The organism is Rhizobium sp. P1_E6, from assembly GCF_056405875.1.
In genome coordinates this window covers 34,241-55,332 of record NZ_JBFUBG010000022.1, presented here as the reverse complement: position 1 = coordinate 55,332, position 21,092 = coordinate 34,241, and the positions used below count along the sequence as shown (strand labels likewise).

Annotated in this window: 19 protein-coding genes and 1 riboswitch; of the genes, 5 read left to right on the top strand and 14 right to left on the bottom strand. The window is 61.5% G+C overall.

The features are described 5' to 3' along the window. Positions 1 to 80: 80 nt before the first annotated feature. On the bottom strand, positions 81 to 1,709 hold the full coding sequence (locus AC1D35_RS14090; RefSeq protein ID WP_477852034.1) for a GH39 family glycosyl hydrolase: 1,629 nt from the start codon (positions 1,707 to 1,709) through the stop codon (positions 81 to 83). A gap of 354 nt (positions 1,710 to 2,063) precedes the next feature. Between AC1D35_RS14090 and AC1D35_RS14085 the strand changes: the two genes are divergently transcribed. The 5 genes from AC1D35_RS14085 (at position 2,064) to AC1D35_RS14065 (ending at position 7,813) form a co-directional block, all read left to right on the top strand. Then, positions 2,064 to 3,965, top strand: coding sequence for an ABC transporter substrate-binding protein (locus AC1D35_RS14085; protein ID WP_477852033.1), 1,902 nt, complete (start codon positions 2,064 to 2,066; stop codon positions 3,963 to 3,965). Between the two features lie 66 nt (positions 3,966 to 4,031). Then, positions 4,032 to 5,036: an ABC transporter permease gene (locus AC1D35_RS14080; RefSeq protein ID WP_477852032.1), complete on the top strand. Its 1,005-nt coding sequence runs from the start codon at positions 4,032 to 4,034 to the stop codon at positions 5,034 to 5,036. A 5-nt stretch (positions 5,037 to 5,041) separates the two neighbouring features. Next, the gene (locus tag AC1D35_RS14075; RefSeq protein ID WP_113308887.1) at positions 5,042 to 5,899 is read left to right on the top strand and encodes an ABC transporter permease; all 858 of its coding nucleotides are present in this window, start codon (positions 5,042 to 5,044) and stop codon (positions 5,897 to 5,899) included. A 4-nt stretch (positions 5,900 to 5,903) separates the two neighbouring features. Continuing rightward, a complete protein-coding gene (locus tag AC1D35_RS14070) occupies positions 5,904 to 6,938 on the top strand; it encodes an ABC transporter ATP-binding protein (RefSeq protein WP_477938735.1) in 1,035 nt (344 codons plus the stop codon). After that, entirely contained in the window at positions 6,935 to 7,813 is an 879-nt protein-coding gene (locus AC1D35_RS14065; protein WP_477852030.1) for an ABC transporter ATP-binding protein, read from the top strand. The genes AC1D35_RS14070 and AC1D35_RS14065 overlap by 4 nt, the downstream gene beginning before the upstream one ends. A gap of 34 nt (positions 7,814 to 7,847) precedes the next feature. Here the strand turns inward: AC1D35_RS14065 and AC1D35_RS14060 are convergent, their stop codons facing one another. The 13 genes from AC1D35_RS14060 to AC1D35_RS14000 form a co-directional block, all read right to left on the bottom strand. Continuing rightward, on the bottom strand, positions 7,848 to 8,999 hold the full coding sequence (locus AC1D35_RS14060) for an alpha-hydroxy acid oxidase (RefSeq protein WP_477852029.1): 1,152 nt from the start codon (positions 8,997 to 8,999) through the stop codon (positions 7,848 to 7,850). Between the two features lie 204 nt (positions 9,000 to 9,203). Further along, positions 9,204 to 9,884 carry a spermidine synthase gene (locus AC1D35_RS14055; protein ID WP_477852028.1) on the bottom strand — a complete coding sequence of 227 codons (681 nt, stop codon included), beginning with the start codon at positions 9,882 to 9,884 and terminating at the stop codon, positions 9,204 to 9,206. Between the two features lie 69 nt (positions 9,885 to 9,953). Beyond that, the gene (locus AC1D35_RS14050; RefSeq protein WP_477852026.1) at positions 9,954 to 10,853 is read right to left on the bottom strand and encodes an ABC transporter ATP-binding protein; all 900 of its coding nucleotides are present in this window, start codon (positions 10,851 to 10,853) and stop codon (positions 9,954 to 9,956) included. Beyond that, entirely contained in the window at positions 10,850 to 11,653 is an 804-nt protein-coding gene (locus AC1D35_RS14045; protein ID WP_477852024.1) for an ABC transporter ATP-binding protein, read from the bottom strand. Before AC1D35_RS14045 ends, AC1D35_RS14050 begins: the two co-directional genes overlap by 4 nt. Beyond that, entirely contained in the window at positions 11,650 to 12,528 is an 879-nt protein-coding gene (locus AC1D35_RS14040) for an ABC transporter permease (protein WP_477852023.1), read from the bottom strand. The genes AC1D35_RS14045 and AC1D35_RS14040 overlap by 4 nt, the downstream gene beginning before the upstream one ends. Before the next feature lies 1 nt (position 12,529). After that, a complete protein-coding gene (locus AC1D35_RS14035; RefSeq protein WP_115037685.1) occupies positions 12,530 to 13,507 on the bottom strand; it encodes an ABC transporter permease in 978 nt (325 codons plus the stop codon). A gap of 62 nt (positions 13,508 to 13,569) precedes the next feature. Further along, the gene (locus AC1D35_RS14030; protein WP_477938731.1) at positions 13,570 to 15,216 is read right to left on the bottom strand and encodes an ABC transporter substrate-binding protein; all 1,647 of its coding nucleotides are present in this window, start codon (positions 15,214 to 15,216) and stop codon (positions 13,570 to 13,572) included. Between the two features lie 44 nt (positions 15,217 to 15,260). Further along, the gene (locus tag AC1D35_RS14025; RefSeq protein ID WP_477852022.1) at positions 15,261 to 16,283 is read right to left on the bottom strand and encodes a glycoside hydrolase family 3 N-terminal domain-containing protein; all 1,023 of its coding nucleotides are present in this window, start codon (positions 16,281 to 16,283) and stop codon (positions 15,261 to 15,263) included. 26 nt (positions 16,284 to 16,309) lie between these two features. Further along, positions 16,310 to 16,789 (bottom strand): GNAT family N-acetyltransferase, encoded by a 480-nt coding sequence (locus AC1D35_RS14020; protein ID WP_477852021.1) that lies wholly within the window; start codon positions 16,787 to 16,789, stop codon positions 16,310 to 16,312. A 182-nt stretch (positions 16,790 to 16,971) separates the two neighbouring features. Beyond that, positions 16,972 to 17,784 (bottom strand): bifunctional hydroxymethylpyrimidine kinase/phosphomethylpyrimidine kinase, encoded by an 813-nt coding sequence (gene thiD, locus AC1D35_RS14015; protein ID WP_477852020.1) that lies wholly within the window; start codon positions 17,782 to 17,784, stop codon positions 16,972 to 16,974. Continuing rightward, entirely contained in the window at positions 17,781 to 18,416 is a 636-nt protein-coding gene (gene thiE / locus AC1D35_RS14010) for a thiamine phosphate synthase (protein WP_477938729.1), read from the bottom strand. Before thiE ends, thiD begins: the two co-directional genes overlap by 4 nt. Further along, a complete protein-coding gene (gene thiM, locus AC1D35_RS14005) occupies positions 18,413 to 19,213 on the bottom strand; it encodes a hydroxyethylthiazole kinase (protein WP_477832237.1) in 801 nt (266 codons plus the stop codon). The genes thiE and thiM overlap by 4 nt, the downstream gene beginning before the upstream one ends. Positions 19,214 to 19,264: 51 nt before the next feature. Then, a riboswitch (TPP riboswitch) is annotated at positions 19,265 to 19,363 on the bottom strand. Between the two features lie 203 nt (positions 19,364 to 19,566). Then, positions 19,567 to 21,090 carry an aldehyde dehydrogenase (NADP(+)) gene (locus tag AC1D35_RS14000; RefSeq protein WP_477852018.1) on the bottom strand — a complete coding sequence of 508 codons (1,524 nt, stop codon included), beginning with the start codon at positions 21,088 to 21,090 and terminating at the stop codon, positions 19,567 to 19,569. Between the last annotated feature and the right edge of the window lie 2 nt (positions 21,091 to 21,092).

Genomic DNA, 21,092 nt, shown 5'->3' with positions numbered 1-21,092 from the left:
AAGGAAGGACCGCGAGCCTGATCTTCTGGGGGAATCAGGGAGCGCAATTTGGAGGATTGCGCTCCCTCTGGCCTGCCGTCTCACCAGTCCAGGCGTAGGAGAGACACGCCTTGACGCGGTAGGGAGAAATGCAGATCGATCTTGCCGTCCGTGACGGAGACCGATGCCTTGTCGTCGATCTCTGCGAGCTTGCCGGAGGCTTCGAGCTTGCTGTAGTCCGTGCTCTCGATGTCTTGCGGCTTGCCCATTTCCTTCCAGATACGGAAGGAGTTGGAGTGCTGTTCGTCCATGCGGAAGTGCTTGAGCGCAGCCGGACGATTGCCCCAGCCATCGATCGAAAGGCTGACCTCGGCAGCGGGGCCTGCCTCGTCATCGTCATGATAGTGCCAGACGAGAACCGAGACGCCCTTGTCGTCACGGGTCGCCACGACATTGACGTCGGGCTTGTCGCGAACGCCGTGGCTCATGATGTCCTCGATATCGCGGCGATAGTCGCTGTCTGATTCCAGCCATTGCCCGTCGAGCTTGCCGAGCATGCGGAAGCCGTTCAGCACCGCCTTGTCGACGCCGTTGGTCGCCAGATCCCGGAAGCCGTCGAAATAGGGCTGGTCGTCGAAGAGGAAGGCCCAGGTGACGGCGCCCTCGATTTCGATATTGGCGCGGCGAGACAATTCGTAGGTACGAATCATGCTTTCGACGACATAGACGCCGTAAAGCGGGCCGTTGCGATAGCCGTTTTGCGGGTGCACGCGGGCCGAGCAGGCCGCGCATCCCTCCGGATCGGATTCGCCGATGACGACAGGCAAGTGCCGCAGTTCGGGGAATTCGTTGATGATGGCGAGGTTGGTTTCGATATCGCGCAACTGCTTGTGCAGGCCCATGCGCACGTGGCCGTCGTAGATGACCGGATTTCCCTTGGCGTGGAAAGCGATGAAATCGAGCGGCGGCTTGTTCTCGACGACGTGGCGCAGGAAGGCGCGCAGGAAAGTCTGCGCCTTCTCATTGGCAAAGGCACCACAGGTGTGCGGGCCACCGACGCGCGCCTTCGGCAGGGCGCGCTTCACGGCGCGCGCGCTTGCGTCATACATGGCGCAGAATTCCGGGATCGTACCGGTCCAGTAATGGCCGTCGGGCTCGTTCCAGACTTCCCAGGGCCAGGAAGAGACGACGTCTTCGCCGTAGCGGTCGGCAAGATGCCGTGCCCAAGCCTCGATCAGGTCGCCCCACTTTTTCAGGTCCTTGGGCGGCGCGGTCCAGCCGGTGGTGATCGTCGCATATTTGTCGGCCGGCTCCCAATCATGCTTGTAGGGGCCGTCGAAATTGGAAAGCGCTTCCGGCGTGAAGCCGATCTGGATCAGCGGTATGTTGCCGGCCTCGACATAGGTGTCGAAGATCTGGTCGATGATCGTCCAGTCATAGACCGGATTGCCGTTCGCATCCTCTGTGTAAGCATTGGTCGAGCCCCATTTCAGGGCCGGCTTACCGTCGCCGCTCGTCAATAGATTATGGGCGCGAATGCGTGGTGCGACGGGGCTGAGCTCCGTCAACTCCTTCAGGAGCTTTTTGCCGTGTGGAGAATAGGTGTAGTTCGGCTCGTCGTAACCGAACCAGTTCCACAGCGGCTTATAAGGCCCGGTCGGCCTTCCGGCGTGAACGTTGATGGTCACGTCATAGGAACTCGTCATCGTCTTTTCCTCTTGAACGGTCATGCCTCAGCCTCCCCCCGAGGGCCAGCCGACCGATATGGTGATGAGGTGCGGCTGTCTTGGGAGGGCGCCGCGCTCGTCGCAAAAGCTATGCGAAATGACCATTTTGTCAATAATATAAAAAGTCACACTTGTATTAGAGTTAGAAAATGCCCGGAATACCAAGAGTTTTGGGCATTTTTAAAATTACCTGTTGCCGTTTGGTGAAAAATTGTCGATAAATGCTGCAGCGAGGCTAAGCGTTTGGAGGAGTCATACGGGTCATCAGATCCCTATGCAGGCGCTTTTGCCGGAACGCGATCGATAACGGATTACGGGAAGCGCCCGCCCATGCGGGCCGAGGAGGAGGAGCGTCCGATGAAGTTCCCTAGATTTGCAGTGATTGCCCTATTGTCTCTCGCCGCCCTCCCTGCCTACGCGCAGGATTTCATTGCCGGCATTCCGCGCAATGAAACGCTGATCATTCAGGGCACGCCGCAACAGAATGCAGACTGGTTCAACGTCTGGGCACCGGGCGGCGGTGGTGCGGCCAATCTCAACGGCCTGCAGCAACTGACGACCGATACGCTGTGGTTCATCAATCCCGAAGGTGGTCCGGATGCCTGGCAGAATGCGCTGGCGACGGAGCCTCCTGCTTATAATGCCGATTTCACGCAGATGACCGTGAAGCTGCGCAAGGGCATCTACTGGAGCGATGGCGTCGAATTCACCAGTGACGATGTGGTCTATACTGTCCAGACGCAGATCGACCATCCGGGCATGTCCTGGAGCGCCCCTTTCACCGTTAACGTCGCCAGCATCGAGAATCCCGATCCCCAGACGGTCGTCTTCCATCTGAAGAAACCCAATTCTCGCTTCCACACACTGTTTACTGTGCGCTGGAACGCCGCCTGGATCATGCCCAAGCACGTCTTCGAAAAAGCGGGCGACCCCTTGGCATTCAAGAACAACCCGCCGGTCTCGCTCGGCGCCTACGTGCTGCAGAGCTATGACAAGGGTGGCAACTGGACCATCTGGAAATTGCGTGACGACTGGCAGCGCAGTTCGATCGGCATGGCCGCCAAGGAGCCGCCGCAGGTCAAATATGTCGTCTATCGTGCTGCCGGAAATCCAGAGGCTCGCGTCATCGAGCAGCGCAATCACAACCTCGATGTGATCAATGACATGGCGCCAGAGGGAATGTTCGCCATGATGCGCGACAGCAAGAGCGTCGCCTCCTGGCTGAAGGGCTTCCCCTTTGCCCATCCCGATCCGACCCTGCCGTCGGTGCTCTTCAACACGAAGAAGGCGCCCTACGACAACAAGGATGTCCGCTGGGCACTGGCGCTGATGATCGATATCCGCGCCGTGGCGCTCGGCTCCTATCGCGGGGCCGCCAATCTTGCGGCCCTTGCCACACCGCCGACCGGCTCGGCGCCGGACGATTATTATGCGCCGATGCAGGACTGGCTCACCAATTTCGAGCTTGATACCGGCAGCCGCAAGATCAAGCCTTATGATCCCAACATCTCCGCGCAAATCGCCACAATGGTCCGCGGCCAGTGGGGCGACCAGATTCCGACCGATCCGAAACAGCTGCAGCGCACCTTCGGCTTCGGCTGGTGGAAACAGGATGTCCAGGCCGCGACCGAACTGTTGCAGAAAGCCGGTTTCAAGAAGAATGGCAAGCAATGGATGAAGCCTGACGGCACGCCGTTCACGATCCGCCTGCAGGTGGAGGGTGACGCCATTCCGACCCTTGCCCGTGCCGGCACGGTCATCGCCCAGCAATGGAGCCAGAACGGCATCGCCACGAAGGTGGACGTCGCCGGCCCGACGAACGGCCAGCGTCTGAGCACCGGCGATTTCGAAACGGCGATCTACTGGAGCATCGAAACCTGGGGAGGCCATCCGGATCTGTCCTTCTTCCTGGACAGCTACCATTCGGAGTTCATCAAGCCGGTCGGCCAGATTCAGCCGCCGCGAAACCTGCAGCGCTGGCAGGATCCGCGCCTCGACCAGCTGATCGCGAAAAACCGGTCGATCGCCTTCGATTCTCCTGATGTCACGAAGGTCGGCCAGGACTTCCTGAAGCTCGCTGTCGAAGAGATGCCGATGATCCCGCTGATGGCCTACAACAAGTTCGCGCCGTTCGACACAACCTACTGGACCAATTATCCGAGCGCTGAGAACCCCTATTCCGCCTCGGGTCCGAACTGGTCGAACATCCGCTATATGGTTGTCGGCCTGAAGGCCAATCCGGACGCTCCCAAGAACTGATCGCGTCGATATGGGGCGTGGCCGGGCTGCCGGCCGCTCCCCTTCTGCTATTGGAGGGTGGATGCCATGAATGGCTTTCTGATCTATGCGGGCAAGCGTTTCCTGCAGTTCCTATTTGTCGTCGGCACCGGCATCACGCTCGCGTTCCTGATCGCGCATTTCTCGCCGGTCGATCCTGTGGAACAGACCGTGTCTCTGCTGACGAGCTTCGGCTCGACCGATCCGAAGGCGGTCGAAATCCTGCGCGAGTCGCTGCGGGAACTCTATGGAACCGGCGGTCCTCTCCTCGACCAGTATTTCACGTTCTGGGGGCGGGTGCTGACGGGCGATTTCGGCCCCTCGCTGTCCTCTTTCCCGACGCCTGTCATGACCGTCATCGGCCGCGCCTTGCCCTGGACCGTCGGGCTGTTGTCGCTCGCAACGATCATCGCCTGGATCATCGGCAATCTGCTCGGCGCGCTCGCCGGCTATTTCCGCAACAGCCGGCTACTCAAGTTCGCCGGCATCGTGATCATGGCGCTGCAGCCGATCCCGACCTACATCATCGGCCTCAGCCTGGTCATTCTCTTCGGTTTCATCTGGCCGATCCTGCCGATCAGCGACGGCGCCCAGGTCAACCTTGCGCCCGGCTTCAGCCTGGCTTTCATCGGATCGGTCATCGAACACGGCATCCTGCCGGCGCTGACGCTGGTGCTCGTCGGTATCGGCGGCTGGTTTATTTCCATGCGCTCGCTGGTTTCCAACATCGTCACCGATGACCATGTGGTCTATGCCGAACTCGGCGGGGTGCGTTCGCGCAGTATCTTTTCGCAATATGTGGCGCGCAACGCCATGCTTCCCCAGGTCACCGGCTTGGCGCTCAGCCTCGGTAATGTCTTCGGTGGTGCCGTCATCGTCGAATTCGTCTTCAACTATCCCGGCATCGGCAAGCTTTTGATCTCGGGCATCTATTCCGGCGATTACAGCCTTGTGCTCGGTGTGACGACCATTGCCATCATCGCCGTCGCTTCGGCCGTCTTCGTGATCGACATCATCTACCCGCTGATCGATCCGCGCGTGAAACTGGGATAACCGCGATGTTCAAGATCCTCAGAGACCTGCTCCGCTATAACAAGGAATTCCTGTTCGGGACGATCCTGATCCTGATCATCGTCGGGTTGATCGTCGCCTCCTTCTTCTCGCCCTATGACGAGAACGCCATCTACGTCGTGATCCCCGACATGCCGCCGTCCGCCGAATTCTGGTTCGGTACGACGTCGCGCGGGCAGGATGTCTTCTGGCAGATCGGCGCATCGCTGCGTAACACGCTCCTCTTCGGCATCATCGTTGCTGTCATCAGCCGCCTCATCGCGCTGGTCGTCGGGCTGGTCTCCGGTTACATCGGCGGGCGCACCGACCAGATCATCATGGGCATCAACGATACGCTCGGCGCATTGCCGAATATTCCGATCCTGCTTCTCCTGGTCTTCGTGCTGCGCGACCAGATGACCTGGTCGATGCTGGCGATCGTCGCAGCCCTGCTCGGCTGGACGCATGATAGCCGACTTATCCGTTCGGTGGCGCTGTCGCTTCGCCATCGCGAATTCACGCGTCACGCTGTTTTTTCGGGCATGCGCACGTCGCAGATCCTCATCCGCGAGCATCTTCCCTATGTCATGCCGATCGTCTTCTTCACGACGATGAATAACCTCATCTGGGCGATCGGTCTGGAGGTAACGCTCTCCATCCTCGGCTTTTCCGACATCAACCGGCCGACGGTCGGCGGCATGATCTATTGGGCCAATGCCCATTCCGCCATGGTCGCCGGCGTCTGGTGGTGGATCGCCTTCCCGATGCTCTTCGTGGTGATCCTGTTCCTTGGCCTCTTCATGCTCGCCATGTCGGTCAACGAATATATCGATCCGCGCTCGCGGCTGGCACGGATGGGAGCATGAGACGATGCAGAACCTATTGAGGAAAGCGCCCTTGACCCTCGTCGAAAAATCCCAGGACGCACTGACGATCGATGGGCTGAAATGCTACTATGTCAACGACTATTTCGGCGTGCGGCGCGAGATCCGCGCCGTCGACGACATCAGCCTGACGGTGCGCAAGAACGAGATCTATGGCATCGCCGGAGAATCCTCGAGCGGCAAGACCTCGCTCATCAAGACGCTTGCCGGCGCCATCCGCCCGCCGATGCGGGTCGTGGGCGGCACGGTCAATTTCAATTTCGATGGAAAGCTGATCGACGTCTATGGCGAACCGCAGAAAATGCGGGCCGCTCGCTGGCGCCATCTGTCCTATATCATGCAGGGCTCGATGAACGTGCTGAATCCGGTCCGCCGGGTGAAGCACGCCTTCAACGATTTCGCCTTCCGCCACATGAACCTCGATCCGGCCGCTTTCCGCCAGCGGGTAGAGGCGCATCTTGCCCGTCTGCATCTCGATCCGCATGTGCTCGAAGCCTTCCCACATCAGCTCTCCGGCGGCATGCGCCAGCGACTGACCATTGCGCTTGCAACCGTCTGCGAACCGGAATTCATCATCGCCGATGAGCCGACGACGGCGCTCGACGTGCTGGTGCAGCAGGATGTCCTGGCGCTGATCAAGGAAGTGCAGACCCGCATGCAGTCCTCGGTCATCTTCGTAACTCACGATATGTCCGTGCATGCCGCCATCACCGACCGGTTGGCCATCATGTATGCCGGGCGGCTGGCCGAAGAAGGGCCGACCCAGGCGATCTTCGACAACCCGCAGCATCCCTATACGGTCCACCTGATCGGCAGCCTGCCGCGGATCGGCGACACGAAGACCAGAAAGAGCCTGCAGGGCAAACCGCCGGCGCTCTCGAACCCGCCGTCTGGATGCCGATTTCACCCGCGCTGTCCGATTGCGGTCGAGAGATGCTCGAAGGAGGTGCCGGTCATRCAGCCGAGTGCGAGCGGCGGGCGCGTGGCCTGTTTCAGGGCAGGGGAGTACAAGATCCAATGAGCGGCGAACATCTTCTCGAGCTTGACAATGTCAGCAAGTTCTTCCCGATCGGCGGCTTCTTCTCGCGCGCCAAGATGACGGCAGTGAACCAGGTCAGCTTCGCACTGGAGACCGGCCGGCCGGAGATTTTCACGATCGTCGGCGAGTCCGGTTCAGGCAAATCAACGCTTGCCAAGATGATCCTCGGCAGCGAGACGGCTGACCGTGGCACGATCCGTTTCGATGGCGCAGATGTTGCCGGCATGCGTAGCCGCAGCGCCCGCGAAGCCTTCATGACGAGTGTTCAGCCGGTCTTCCAGAACCCGTTCGAGGCATTCAATCCGCTGACGCGCATCGACGAATATCTTTTCTCCACCGCTCATCGCTTCAAGGGCGCAAAAAGCCGGGCGGACAGGGAGGCACTTGCCGATATATCGCTACAGCGGGTTGGCCTCTCGCTCGCGGAAATCCGCGGACGCTATTCGCACGAATTGTCTGGCGGGCAGCTGCAGCGTGTGGCGATCGCCCGCGCCCTCATTCCCGAACCGAAGCTCATCGTCGCCGATGAGCCGGTGTCGATGGTGGATGCATCGCTGCGCATGTCGATCGTCAATCTCTTCCGCGAACTGCGTGATACGCTGAAAGTGTCAGTCATCTACATCACGCATGATCTGGCGACCGCCTACTATATCGCCGACCGGGTCATCATCATGCGCAGGGGGATAGTGGTGGAGAGCGGCGATGCGCGTACAGTGCTCGACAATCCGCAACACGAATATTCGATCGCCCTGAAGAACGCCGTGCTGCCCCCGAACCCACGCGAGGCCTCGGCGATCATCCGCGAGCGCCAGAAGGATGCAGGTGCTTCTGCGCCCCGGGAGATCGTTAGCGCCTGAAAAGCCACGCCCCTCGATGGGCGAAGCCTTCGTCTCAAGCGGCGCGGAAACGCAGATTTCCAGCCGAGAGGTCGCTGACAGAAGCGGCCCCCATCAGCTTCATGCCGCGCTCGATTTCAGTGCGCATCTGCAGCAGCGCGCGTTCGACACCGGCCTGGCCGGCGGCCGCAAGCGGGAAGAGATAGTAGCGGCCGACGCCGACCGCCTTGGCGCCAAGCGAGAGAGCCTTCAACACATGCGTGCCGCGCTGGATGCCACCATCGACCATCACATCGATCCGGTCTCCGACGGCCTCGACGATTTCCGCGAGCTGGTCGAAGCCGCTGCGCGAACCATCAAGTTGACGCCCGCCGTGATTGGAAAGCACGATACCGGTGCAGCCGATATCGATGGCGCGCTTGGCATCCTCGACCGTCATGATGCCTTTCAGGCAGAATTGCCCGCCCCAGATCTTCACCATCTCGGCAACGTCGTCCCAGTTCATGGCGGGGTCGAGCATTTCGGTAAAATAGCGGCTGATCGACATAGTGCCGCTGCCCATGTCCACATGGCTGTCGAGCTGCGGCAGGCGGAATTTCTCATGGGTGAAATAGTTGATGGCCCAGGCGGGTTTTACGGCGAACTGCGCCATGCCTGAGAGGTTGAGCTTGAAGGGGATGGCAAAGCCGGTGCGTTTGTCGCGCTCGCGGTTACCGCCGGTGATGCTGTCGACGGTCAGCATCATCACCTGCACGCCGGCCTGCTTGGCTCTCGCCATCATTTCGCGATTCAGGCCGCGATCCCGGTGGAAATAGAACTGGTAGACCTGCGGCCCGCTGCTGATCTTTCGCGCTTCCTCCAGGCTGATCGTGCCGAGCGAGGAAACCCCGAACATCGTGCCGAATTTGCCGGCGGCATGGGCGACTGCCCGTTCACCCTCATGATGGAAAAGCCGCTGCAGCGCCGTCGGCGAGCAATAGACCGGCATGGCGAGCTTCTGGCCCATGACGGTAACCGACATGTCGACCTCGCTTACGCCTCGCAGCACGCTTGGAAGAAGATCGCAGCTTTCGAAGGATGAGGTATTGCGCCTGTAGGTGACCTCGTCGTCCGCCGCGCCGTCGATATAGTTGAAGATCGGCCCGGGAAGGCGCTGCTTGGCAAGGCGGCGGAAGTCGTGAAAGTTATGGCAGTCTGAAAGGCGCATACCCGTATCCAATCGAGGGCCAGCGCGTCATGCCTCCGCATGCGGAAGTATGGCGTGCTGGCCGATGAACGGCCGCGAGACCTCCTCGTCGTCGCGATCCACGGCCTATGGGATACGATTATTACCGCACCAATCTCAAGCTCTCTTGCGCGTGCTTTCGTCGCCTTCGCTGATAAAGGTGCATTTTATTGCCGGGGATATGCGTCAACGACCGGGCTTGACTGCCAGCCAGATGACGTGCCGCGCTCCGCCGCGCTTGCCATTGGCCCGCGTATTGACTGCATCCGCGACAAAGCCGCTCTCCTTCAGCCGTCGTGTGAAGGACGCATCCGGCCCGGAGGACCAGACGGCTAGCACGCCGCCGGGGCGCAGCGCCTCTTGGGCGGATTTCAGCCCGGCATAGTCGTAGAGCCGATCATTGGATTTGCGTGTCAGGCCGTCAGGACCATTATCGACGTCGAGCAGGATGGCGTCATAGCCGGCCTTTCTGGCGCGGATCGCCTCGCCGACATCGCCCTGATGGATCGATACGCGCGGATCGTCGAGACAGCCCTTGAACACCTCCGCCATCGGTCCGCGTGCCCAGTCAACGACTTCCGGGATCAGTTCGGCGACGACGACACCGGCATCCGCCGGCACGACCGCAAGGGCAGCCCGTAGGGTGAAACCCATGCCAAGCCCGCCAATCAAGATCTTCGGCTTCGGATGCGATTTGATCCGCTCGAAGGACAGGGTGGCAAGCGCTTCTTCAGAGCCGCTGAGGCGGCTGTTCATCAGCTCGTTGGTGCCGAGCATGATGGAAAACTCAGCACCGCGCTGCTTCAGCCGTAGTTCACCGCCATCGCCGGGAATGGTCGCGGAATCGAGCTGGATCCAGGGGAGCATGGCGGTTTCGTCTCGCTGAAAGGGACCGTCCCCTAGCATAGGGCGACGGTCTAAGCCAGCAAGCCGTGCTCAGACCACGCGCACGAAATGGTCCGGCTCATGTTCCACCACCTGTTCCTGCGGTGCGGCGGAACGGCGGCGGATATCCTCGACTTCCTGCGGCTGCAGGCGCATCCGTGGATCGTCGAAGCGCACATCCGGGTCCGGCACGGCTGACAGCAGCAGGCGGGTATAGGGATGCAGCGGATTGTCGATCACCTTGGCAGTGTTGCCCCATTCGACGATCTGGCCGGAATACATGACCGCGATATCCTCCGCCACATAGCGGGCGGTGGCGATATCATGGGTGATGTAGAGCAGGCCGAGATTCATCTCCTTCTTCATCTCGTTCAGGAGATTGAGAACGCCGAGACGCACCGAGACATCGAGCATCGAGGTCGGCTCGTCCGCAACGATCACTTCCGGCTGGGCCGCAAGTGCGCGGGCGATATTGACGCGCTGGCGTTGGCCGCCCGAAAGCTCGTGCGGATATTTCGGTGCGACAAGATCCGGATCGAGCTTCACGCGCTCAAGCAGTTCACGCACTGTCGTATCGATCTGGCTGCCACGGATGTCAGGCCGATGCAGCTTCAGCGGCCGCCGTAGATGATGGGCGATCGTATGGGCCGGGTTCAGCGAGGCGAAGGGGTCCTGAAAGATCATCTGCACGGAGCGGCGGTAGCGAGCGATTTCGTCTGACTTGGCACCTTCGACCGGGCGCCCCTTATAGAGGATCTGACCTGATGTCGGCAGATATTCGCGCATCGCCATACGGGCGCAGGTGGTCTTGCCGCTGCCGGATTCGCCGACCAGCGCCAGCGCACGGCCGGCATGGAGCGAGAACGAGATGGCGCGGGCGGCATGAACGGCGGAATCGCCGTGGCCGAAGGTCTTCGTGACCTTATCGAGGGCGAGGATGGCATCGCTCATAGCAGCACGCCTCCGTGAAGCGAGGGGAAGGAGGCCCAGAGTTTCTTGGTGTAGTCGTGCTGCGGCGTCTTGTAGATCGCCTCGGCGTCGTTCTGCTCTACGAGCTTTCCCTGGAGCATAATGCCGATGCGGTCGCAGAACTGCACCATCAGCCCAAGATCATGGGTGATGAAGAGCACCGAGAAGCCGAATTGCTTGCGGAGTTCATTGATGCGCTGCAGGATTTCCCGCTGCACCACGACGTCAAGCGCCGTTGTCGGCTCGTCCATTACGACGAGCTTTGGATCGAGTGCCATGCAGATGGCGATGACGATGCGCTGGCGCATGCCGCCGGAAAACTGATGCGGATAGTTGCGCATGCGGTCCGGCGAGATATCGACGAGCCGCAGCATTTCGGCAGTGCGCTCGCGCGCATGCGCCTTCGTCATGCCCTTGTGGGTGCGCAGTACGTCGTAGAACTGGTCTTCGATGCGCAGCACCGGGTTCAGCGAATTCATAGCGCTCTGAAAGACCATGGCGACTTCGCGCCAGCGGAAGGCGGCAAGCGCCTTCGGGTCGAGGTCCAGCACGTCGCGGCCGGCAAGCAGGATCTGGCTGTCCTTGCGGATCAGCGCCGGCGGCTTGTGAAGGCGGCTGATGGCAAAGGCGATCGTGCTCTTGCCGCAACCGGATTCGCCGGCAAGGCCGAAGACCTCGCCGGGCGCGACGTCGAAACTGACATCGTCGACGGCGCGGAAATCCTTTTCCTCGCCGATATAGTCGATCGTAAGGTTTTTGACCGAAAGCAGCGGCTGGCTCACAGGCGGCCCTCCCCGGAGCGGATGAGAAGGGACCAGCGCTTCAGATGATTGCCGGTACGCAGGCGCGGATTGGCGATCTCATCGACGGCGAAGTTCAGCAGCGACATGCCGATGCCGAGGAAGGCGAGCGCAAAGCAGGGTGTGAGAATATCCCACCAGGCGCCGACCGACAGCGCCGAAGCCTTCTGTGCGTTATAAAGCATGGTGCCCCAGGACACGACGCGCGGGTCRCCGAGACCGAGGAATTCCAGCGTCGCTTCGGTGATGATCGCGAAGATGACGCTACCGATGAAATTGATGCCGACGATGGAAATCACGTTCGGGAAGATCTCGAATGTCATGATGCGCCACTGTGGCTCGCCCATCATCTCCGCCGATTTGACGTAGTCCTTTTGCTTGACGGAGAGCGTTTCGGCGCGGGTCACTCGTGCTCCCCAGGCCCAGGACGTGCCGCCGAGGATAAGCGCGATGACGAGCGGGCTTGCCTGGCCGATGAAGGCCGCCAGCACCAGCAGCAGCGGCAGGTTCGGCACGACGAGCACCATATTGGTGAAGAAGCTGATGATCTCGTCGATCTTGCCGCCGCGATAGCCGGAGATGATGCCGAGGGCCGTGCCGACAGCGGTGATCAAGAGACCGGCGCCGAAGCCGACGGCAAGCGAGGTGCGTGCGCCATAGATCAGCCGGGAAAAGACATCCTGGCCGATGCGCGTCGTGCCGAGAATATGTTCGGCGGACGGAGGCTGGTGCGGACGGCCGGTCCGGGCGGCGGGGTCGTAATGCGTCAGCAGGGGTGCTGCGATCGCCACGATGATGATGAAGGCGATGATGGCGAGGCCGATCAGCGCCTTGCGATTGCGGAGCAGGGTTTTCATCTCACGCTCCCTTCAGTCGCGGATCGAGCAGCACATAGCTGACATCGACGATGAAATTGGCGATCAGCATTGTCGCGGTCATGATCAGAAGCTGGCCCTGGATGACGGGGTAATCGCGCGCAAGGATCGCCTGGTAGAGGATATTGCCGAGGCCGGGGTAATTGTAGACGACCTCCGTCACCAGCGAACCGCCGAGAATGGTGCCGATGGCGATGGCAAGGCTGGACACGGTCGGCAACAGCGCGTTGCGGGCTGCATACCAGAGCATCACATGCCGGTCGGAGAGACCCTTGGCACGGGCCATGACGATATAGTCCTCGCCAAGCAGGTTGATCATGTTGTTGCGCATGGTGACGGTGAAACCGCCGACCAGCACGGTGCAGAGCGTGATCATCGGCAGGATGCCGTGATAGGCCAGACTGCCGATATATTGCAGGCTGAAGGCCGGATCGAGCGAGGGATCGGCCGCATAGCCGTTCGGGAACCACCCGAGTGTAAAGCCGAAAATGAAGAGCACGATCAGCGAGGTGACGACGGCCGGTACCGACGTCGCGAAGATCGCGCCGATCGAGACGATGACGTCGAATTTGCTACCGCGCCGCCAGGCCGCGACGATGCCGAGGAAGGTGCCGAGCGTAAAGCTGATGATCGTCGCCGTGCCCATCAGGCCGACGGTCCAGACGAGCGCATGGCCGAGGACCGACGTGACCGGCAGCGGGAAATATTTGATCGACCGGCCGAGGTCGCCGGTGAAGATGCTGCCGAGATAGGTGAGATATTGCTGCCAGAGAGGCCCATCGACAAAGCCGAAGGTGAGCTTCAGCGCCTGCAGGCTTTCCGGCGGCAGTTCGGCGCCCGCACTCGAAAACATGATGCGCACGGGATCGCCCGGCATCAGCCGGGGCAGGAAGAAATTGATCGTCGCTGCCGCGATGAAGGCCGCCAGGTAAAAGGCGAGGCGGCGAAGCAGAAAGGCCATGGGGACTCCGTCAAAACAGGAGCGGCGCTTGCCGCGCCGCTCCCGCCGTTTGTAATAATGGCTTACTTGACCGGCTCGAGCGCCAGCAGGTTCAGAAGACGTGCCGGGTTGGTACGCGAGATGGACGGATTGACGAAGGGGTTTTCCTTGGTCGACCAGCCGGTGAAGCGCTTGGTGTTGTACTGATACCAGTTCGGATTGTTGAAGACCGGGATGACAGGCATGTTTTCGGCAACGATGCGCTGCGCCTTGTTCATCGCTTCCTTCTGCTTGTCGAGATCGGCCGTGTGCGTGAACTGGGTGACCAGATCTTCCACTTCCGGGTTGAACCAGCGCTGCGCAGTGAAGCGCGTCTTGCCCTTGTCCGAAGCGCTGAAGGCGCGCTTGTAAGGATAGTAGGGCGAGGCCGATGCCGGCAGGCTGTTGATCGCCGCATCGAACTTGCCGTCGATGAGGTCGGAGGTCCAGACGGCCTCTTCCGGCGTCTCGATCTTGGCGTCGATGCCGACGGCCTGCATGCCTTCGATGGCGATGTTGACCGTGTCGATCCAGTCCGTCCAGGAGTTCGGAACGATGATCGAGAAGGAGATTTTCGAACCGTCAGGATTGTCGCGCAGGCCGTCGCCGTCCTTGTCGACATAGCCGGCAGCATCGAGCTGTGCCTTGGCGGCATCAGCGTCATAGGCGGCGAACTTGCCGAAGTCGGCCTTGACGGACGGGTCCGCCCAGCTCTTGTAGAGCTCGCCCATCAGGCCCGGGTCTTCGTTCAGCGTCGGATAGCCGTAGCCGGCGACATCGATCATCGTCTTGCGGTCAAGCGCCATGGAGACCGCCTGGCGGAACTTCACGTCGTTGAAGGCCTTCTTGTTGGCCTCGTTCGAAGTCTCGAGATTGAACAGGAAAGCAACCATGCTGCTTGGCGAGTACCAGTAGTGATAATGCGCCGGATCCTTCGAGACATAGACATTGTCGATATCGGGAATGAAGGAGACGCCCCAGTCGAGCGTGCCGTCGGCCGTCGCCGTCAGGATCTGGTTGTTATCGGCAAGCTGCGGGAAGCGCATGCAGTCGACCTTCAGATGCTCGGCATMCCAGTAGTTCGGGTTGCGGCACTGGTCGTAGGTCTGGCCGGTGAAGCGCGGCACTTCCGTCAGCGGACCGCTGCCGACCGGGGTTTCGTTGGCGTAGGTGACCGGATCGGCAACGTCCTTCCAGACATGCTCAGGCACGATCGGCAACTGCGACAGCTGTTCGGCGGCAAGCGAGCTCGGATTGGCGAGCGTGAAGCGCACCGTCTGGGCATCGACGGCCTGCACGTCGGTAATGAAGCTCCAGATGCTGACGAAGTCGAGCGCCGGGAATTTCTTCAGATAGTCGTAGGTGAACTTGACATCGGCAGAGGTCAGCGGCTTGCCGTCCGACCACTTCAGGTTCGGGCGCAGCTTGAAGTCGATGCTCTTAAGGTCGTCGGAGAGCTTGAAGCTCTCGGCCAGGCGATAGACCGGCTTGTTGCTGTCGAAGCGGTTGAAGACGACCAGCGGCTCGTAGATGAAGTCGAGGGTCGACTGGCGCGACGAGGTCTGGTTGAACGGGTTGAAGTTGCGCACCCAGGTCGTGGCCGGCTCGATATTGGCCGTCAGGATGGTCTGCGCCATGGCCGAGCCTGACAGCATGGTCAGGGCCGCGGCCGCCAGGATATATTTCTTCATGTCAAATTCCCCTTTTCTTATGCGATGAAAAATGGCGGCGCCGGTCAGGAGGCCAGTGCGCTTGCAAACATGGCTTCGACTTCCGCCTGGGCAGCGCGATAGTCGATCTTGAGAGTGCCGAGACGGGCCTTCCCCGCGGCAATACGCTTCTGTGCGGCTTCGGTCAGCGGGCGCGCGCCCTTGGCGGCGGCTTCGCTTTCCCTAACATCGCCATGGCTGTGCAGCGCGATGTCGAAACCGGCATCGAGAACCTGGGCGACGCGTTCCGGCAGGGTGCCCTGCAGCGACTCCATGAAGATGCAGTCGGAGATCAGCACGCCGTCATAGCCCATGTCGTTGCGGATCACGTCATGCATGATCGGCGAGATGGAGGCCGGAAGCTCCGCATCGTAAGCGGAGTAGACGACGTGGGCGACCATCGCCCAGGGCGTGTCCTTCAGCGCCACGAAGGGCTTGAAATCGGTGGCGACAAGCGTCTCGCGCGAGGCATCCACGACAGGACGCTCCTTGTGAGAATCGAGCGTCGCGCGGCCATGACCCGGAATGTGCTTCATAACAGGCATATTGCCGGTTTCGAGCAGACCATCCACCACTTCGCGGCCGAGCGCGGCGATGAAATCCGGATCCGAACCGAAGGAGCGGGCGCCGATGACAGCGCTCGTCGTCTCGAACACGAGGTCGAGAACGGGCGAGCAGCCGCTCGACAGGCCGAGTTCGCTCATCATCGCGCCCATGGCCTGGGTGGAAAGGCGCAGCGCCTGCTTGCCGAGCTCGAGATCATGGCGGGCAAGCTCGGCGAACTGGCCGAAGCTGCGGAAGAGCGGCCAGGGGCCGGCATCCATATGCTGCACGCGGCCACCTTCCTGGTCGGTGAAGACGGGCGCATCGTTGCGGCCCACGGCCTCGCGGAAACGGTCAATCAGGATCTTTGCCTGTTCCGGATCCCGCAGGTTGCGGCGGCCGACGAAGAGGCCGAGCGGATTGGTTTCACGGAAGAGGGCGAATTCGTCGTCCGAAAGCGTCGGATTGGGAAGGCCGACGAAGAGAGCGAGCGGGGTCGAGGACACTATTTAAAAACTCCGGTATCAGATGGTCATTTCGGCTGGCTTCGCAGCATGCCTTCGTAAATGCCCTTGTCGGGGGCGGGAATTTCGACCGCGCCTGCGGTCTTGACGTAGAAATCGACGGGGCCGGCATCGCCAATGAAGGCATAGGCATGGCCAAGCGTCTTCAGGTTTTGCAGGCAAGCGGAAAAGAGGGCGAGGCCGATGCCCTTGCCGCGCGCTGCGGGATCGACGCCGGTAGGGCCGAAGAAGCCGCGGGCGGTCGTGTCATAGCAGGCAACGCCGAGAAGCTTGCCGTTCTCGACGGCGACAAGACAGGCGACGGGCTGGCGGGAAAATGCGACGGCGACTTCACTCGCCCAGTTCTCGCTGAAATGCTCGCGCACCCAGCCGACGACGACGTGAAGTTCCGGCGGCAAAGCCGGACGGATTGTGATGCCGACGGCATCGGCTTTTTCTTTCAGTTCGGCGAGCTTCGTGGAATATAAGCTCACAAGCAGGTCTGACACCCGAATTCCTCCAGATATTCCGTTATTGCGGAATTTATCCCCTTTTAATGTCATAGCTTTGGATATCTGGGCGACCTTGTCAACAGGCTTTTTACCGGGCAGGCCTGGTTCAACGCAGGGTAGGCAAAAGAAAACGGCCCGGTTTGACCGGGCCGTCTGCAATCCTCGAATTGTGATCCGGCTCAGAGGCCGGCGTCTTTCCACAGGGCGTGGAAATGCTGCACAGGCCCATGGCCGGAACCAACCATCAATTCGCCTGCGGCAGCGACCGCTTGCGCAAGATAGGTCTTGGCAGTTGCCACGGCCATTTGCGGCAAAGCGCCCTTCGCGAGCTCGGCGGCAAGCGCGCTGGAAAGGGTACAGCCCGTGCCATGCGTGTTCTTCGTTGGCACGCGCTTGGCCTCGAACCAGTGAAGACCTGAAGCGGTCGATAACACGTCCGGGCTCTCGTCGCTGTCGAGATGCCCGCCCTTCACCAGCACGGCGGCGGGGCCGAGCGCACGCAGGCGCTCAGCCTGTGATGCCATCTGCTCGCGGTTTTCGGCAACCTCTTCGTGCAGCAGTGCGGCAGCTTCCGGCAGGTTGGGGGTGAGCAGCGTCGCAAGCGGCAGCAGATGCCGCGTCAGCGCATCGACGGCCTGCGGGTCGAGAAGTGCTGCTCCGCCTTTGGCGATCATGACGGGATCGACAACGATGGGGATGCCGCGATGCGGCGCAAGTGCCTCGGCAACCGCTTCGGCAATGCCGGCATTGGCGATCATGCCGATCTTGACCGCGTCGACGCGCACATCGGCAAAGACCGCCTTGATCTGCTGGGCGACGAAGTGCGGCGGCACGAGATGCACGCCGGTCACACCCTGCGTGTTCTGTGCCGTCAATGCCGTCAGCGCCGCCATGCCATAGACGCCGCGAGCGGAGAAGGCTTTGAGATCGGCCTGGATGCCGGCGCCACCGGAGGGATCGGAACCGGCGATGGATAGCACATTGCGGATCATCGGCTGACCTTTCGGATTTCCTCTGCGATGCGGAGTGTCGCGGCCATCGGATCCGGGGTGCCGCAGACCGCCGAGACGACGGCAAGCCCATCAGCACCTGCCGCAAAGACAGACGCGACATGCTCGCTCTTCAGGCCGCCAATCGCAACCGTTGGAACGGGCGCGACTTTCACCAGATTCGCCAGCCCGTCGAAACCGATCGGCTGCTTGTGGTCACTCTTGGTGGGTGTTGYAAAGACCGGTCCGATGCCGGCGTAATCGACGACAGCAGGGTCGATTGCCGCAGCCAGCGCCTCCGTCTCAACCGACAGGCCGAGAATCATGTTCGGACCGATTTTCGCGCGTGCGGCAGCAGGTCCCATATCGTCCTGGCCAATATGCAACCCGTCGGCGCCGATCGCGAGGGCAGCTTCCACATCGTCATTGATAACAAGCAAAGCGCCGGTACCCCTCAAAACGTCTCTCAGCGCAAGGCCGGTTTCCACCATCCGCGCCGTTCCGCCGTGTTTGTCGCGCAACTGCACAATGGTTGCACCGCCTACGACGGCAAGCCGCGCCGTCTCGATCATGCCGATGCCGGCGCAGAGATCCGGATCGAGGACCAGATAGAGGGAGAGATCGAAGCGTTTCATGCCGCGCTGATCCTGACCTTCGCATCCAATGCTGCACCATCGAGCGCGGCGAGCGCATCGAGGAAGCGCCAGGAGAAAGAGCCGGGTCCGCTCGCATTTTTCGCCGCCTCTTCGCCGGCAACCGCAAAGGTGGCAAGTGCTGCAACGGCAGCAGCGAAGGGGTCGCCGGGGATGGCGGCCGCGAAGGCGCCGGTCAGGCAGGTCAACGAGCAGCCGAGCGCGGTCACCTGCGGCATCAGCGACGAACCACCCTCGATGCGCAGCGCCTGTGCGCCATCAGTCACGAAATCCACGACACCGGTGACGGCGACGACTGCGCCATGCCGTTCGGCCAGCCGCTGCGCAGATGCTTCGGCCTGTTCTACCGGGTCACGGCTGTCGACGCCTTGGCCGCGGCTTTCGCCGCCGGCAAGTGCAATGATCTCGGAGGCATTGCCGCGGATGATCGTCGGGCGAAGGGCCAGGAGATCGGCAACCGCCTTGCGGCGGAAGGACGTTGCGTAATGGGCGACCGGATCGAGGACCCACGGCTTGCCGCCTCCATTCGCGGCCGTTGCCGCCGCATGCATGCCGTCGATCCATTGGGGGGAGAGCGTGCCGATGTTGACGGTCAAAGCCCCGGCAATCGCGGCAAATTCCCCCGCCTCCTCGGCCGCATGAACCATGGCAGGCGACGCGCCGGCCGCGAGCACCACATTGGCGGCGATGTTCATGGCGACATAATTGGTGATGCACTGCACGAGCGGCGGCTTGGCGCGCATCTCCGTCAACAGAGCTCCGGGTGTCTTGTTCTCCATAGTACCCCTTTCAGGCGGGGCAGGCGCGGGAACGATCATGCAATGAAGCAGACTGCGACCCGAGCGACTCCCTCCGCCGGCATTATCCGGTTCAGGTTCGAAGGGTGCTTCTCAGCCCGTTCTTGCAAACGGGCGCCCCTGTCTCTCAACGGTAATCTTTCTTGCAGAGAATGATGCCGATGTCACTGGCAAAATGACGGTTTTGCCAAAGAGGATCCTCGCTTGGTACCGCCGCGCCGGCTGGAGTCATCAGTCAAGCTGATGTCTGCTTCCAGCCGGTGCGGGAGCTTGCCAATCTCTTCGGTGGCCTCCTTGGAGACTCCGCCGTTTGAACGCTGACAAGCTCCGATCGATCAACGCAACGGTGTCGGAAGCAGGTTCACCGTAAAGTCCTGATACGAAACCGGCCGCAGGAACCTGTAGATCGCCAGCGTCCCGACCGAGGTCGATCTGCCATCGGCTGTTGCCGGGTAGGGGCCGCCATGCACCATGGCGGGCGATACCTCGACGCCGGTTCCGAAGCCGTTCACGAGCAGTCGTCCGGCAAGCATCTCCAGCCTGGGAACGAGGCGCTTTGCGTCCGGCTCGTCTTCGCTCGTGATGTGGAGGGCTACGGTCAGCTGGCCTTCCAGGCCGTCAAGCACCCGCTCGAGTTCGGCGAGATCGCGGCAGCGCACGATGAGCCCGGCGGCGCCGAAGACCTCGTCCTGAAGCTCGTGATGGGCGAGGAATGCCGCAGCCGTCGTCTCGAAGAGTGCAGCGGTACCTTCGAATTCGCTGCCCGGCTTGCCATTGGCAACGAGACGGACTTCGGGATGCTTTTCCAGCCGGGCGACGCCATTGCAGAATGCCTTGGCGATGGAGCCCGTCAGCATGGTCTGCGCGCCGACATCAGGCAGAAGCTCCCGCGTCTTGGCGATAAAAGTGTCCAGACCTTCACTGTCGACGGCGAGAATGAGGCCGGGATTGGTGCAGAATTGTCCGGCGCCCAGAACCAGCGAGCTGACAAAAGCCGTTGCAATCTCTGTCGCGCGGCTTTTCAGGGCATCGGGGAAGAAGATGACCGGGTTGATGCTGCTCATTTCGGCATAGACCGGGATCGGCTGCTTGCGCTCGGAAGAGATCTTCATCAGTGCCGTGCCGCCGCGGCGCGAGCCTGTGAAACCGACTGCTCGAATTCGGGCATCGGCGACGAGCTTCTGTCCGACCTCGAAGCCGGTGTCAAAGAGAAGCGCGAAGGTGCCCGCATGCAGCCCGGCCTTGGCGACGGCCCGCTGAACGGCGCGACCGACCAGTTCCGACGTGCCCGGATGCGCCGAATGCGCCTTGACGACGACGGGGCATCCTGCTGCGAGCGCAGAGGCCGTGTCACCGCCGGCCACCGAGAAGGCGAGCGGAAAGTTTGATGCGCCGAAAACCGCAACGGGGCCGAGGGGAACGTTGCGCAGGCGCAGATCGGGCTTCGGAACGGGCTTGCGGGAGGGATCCGCGCCGTCAAAACGAAGTTCCTGGAATCGGCCTTCGCGAACCTCTTTCGCAAACAGCCGAAGCTGTCCGATCGTGCGGCCGCGCTCACCCTCGATCCGTCCGCGTGGAAGTCCGGTTTCCGCCATTGCACGCACGATCAACTCATCGCCGATCGCCTCGATCTCGCTGGCGATTGTTTCAAGAAAATCGGCCCGCGTTTCCAGATCTGTTTCCCGGTAGGAGGCGAACGCCTCCCATGCAAACCTGGTTGCCTCCTCGACGTCTTCCGCGGTGGCGCCACCGAAAGAGACGGGCAGTGCCGCTCCGGTGGCCGCCTCGACGCCGTAGAGCTCCCCGCGAGTGCCGCGTTTCTCCGATCCCGCGACGAGCAGGCTTCCATTGATAGTCATGA

Excerpts from the sequence above, each read along its gene's own strand:
- AC1D35_RS14090 (WP_477852034.1), bottom strand. The coding sequence starts at position 1,709 with ATGACCGTTCAAGAGGAAAAGACGATGACGAGTTCCTATGACGTGACC.
- AC1D35_RS14085 (WP_477852033.1), top strand. The coding sequence starts at position 2,064 with ATGAAGTTCCCTAGATTTGCAGTGATTGCCCTATTGTCTCTCGCCGCC.
- AC1D35_RS14080 (WP_477852032.1), top strand. The coding sequence starts at position 4,032 with ATGAATGGCTTTCTGATCTATGCGGGCAAGCGTTTCCTGCAGTTCCTA.
- AC1D35_RS14075 (WP_113308887.1), top strand. The coding sequence starts at position 5,042 with ATGTTCAAGATCCTCAGAGACCTGCTCCGCTATAACAAGGAATTCCTG.
- AC1D35_RS14065 (WP_477852030.1), top strand. The coding sequence starts at position 6,935 with ATGAGCGGCGAACATCTTCTCGAGCTTGACAATGTCAGCAAGTTCTTC.
- AC1D35_RS14060 (WP_477852029.1), bottom strand. The coding sequence starts at position 8,999 with ATGCGCCTTTCAGACTGCCATAACTTTCACGACTTCCGCCGCCTTGCC.
- AC1D35_RS14055 (WP_477852028.1), bottom strand. The coding sequence starts at position 9,884 with ATGCTCCCCTGGATCCAGCTCGATTCCGCGACCATTCCCGGCGATGGC.
- AC1D35_RS14050 (WP_477852026.1), bottom strand. The coding sequence starts at position 10,853 with ATGAGCGATGCCATCCTCGCCCTCGATAAGGTCACGAAGACCTTCGGC.
- AC1D35_RS14035 (WP_115037685.1), bottom strand. The coding sequence starts at position 13,507 with ATGGCCTTTCTGCTTCGCCGCCTCGCCTTTTACCTGGCGGCCTTCATC.
- thiD (WP_477852020.1), bottom strand. The coding sequence starts at position 17,784 with ATGATCCGCAATGTGCTATCCATCGCCGGTTCCGATCCCTCCGGTGGC.
- thiM (WP_477832237.1), bottom strand. The coding sequence starts at position 19,213 with ATGGAGAACAAGACACCCGGAGCTCTGTTGACGGAGATGCGCGCCAAG.
- AC1D35_RS14000 (WP_477852018.1), bottom strand. The coding sequence starts at position 21,090 with ATGACTATCAATGGAAGCCTGCTCGTCGCGGGATCGGAGAAACGCGGC.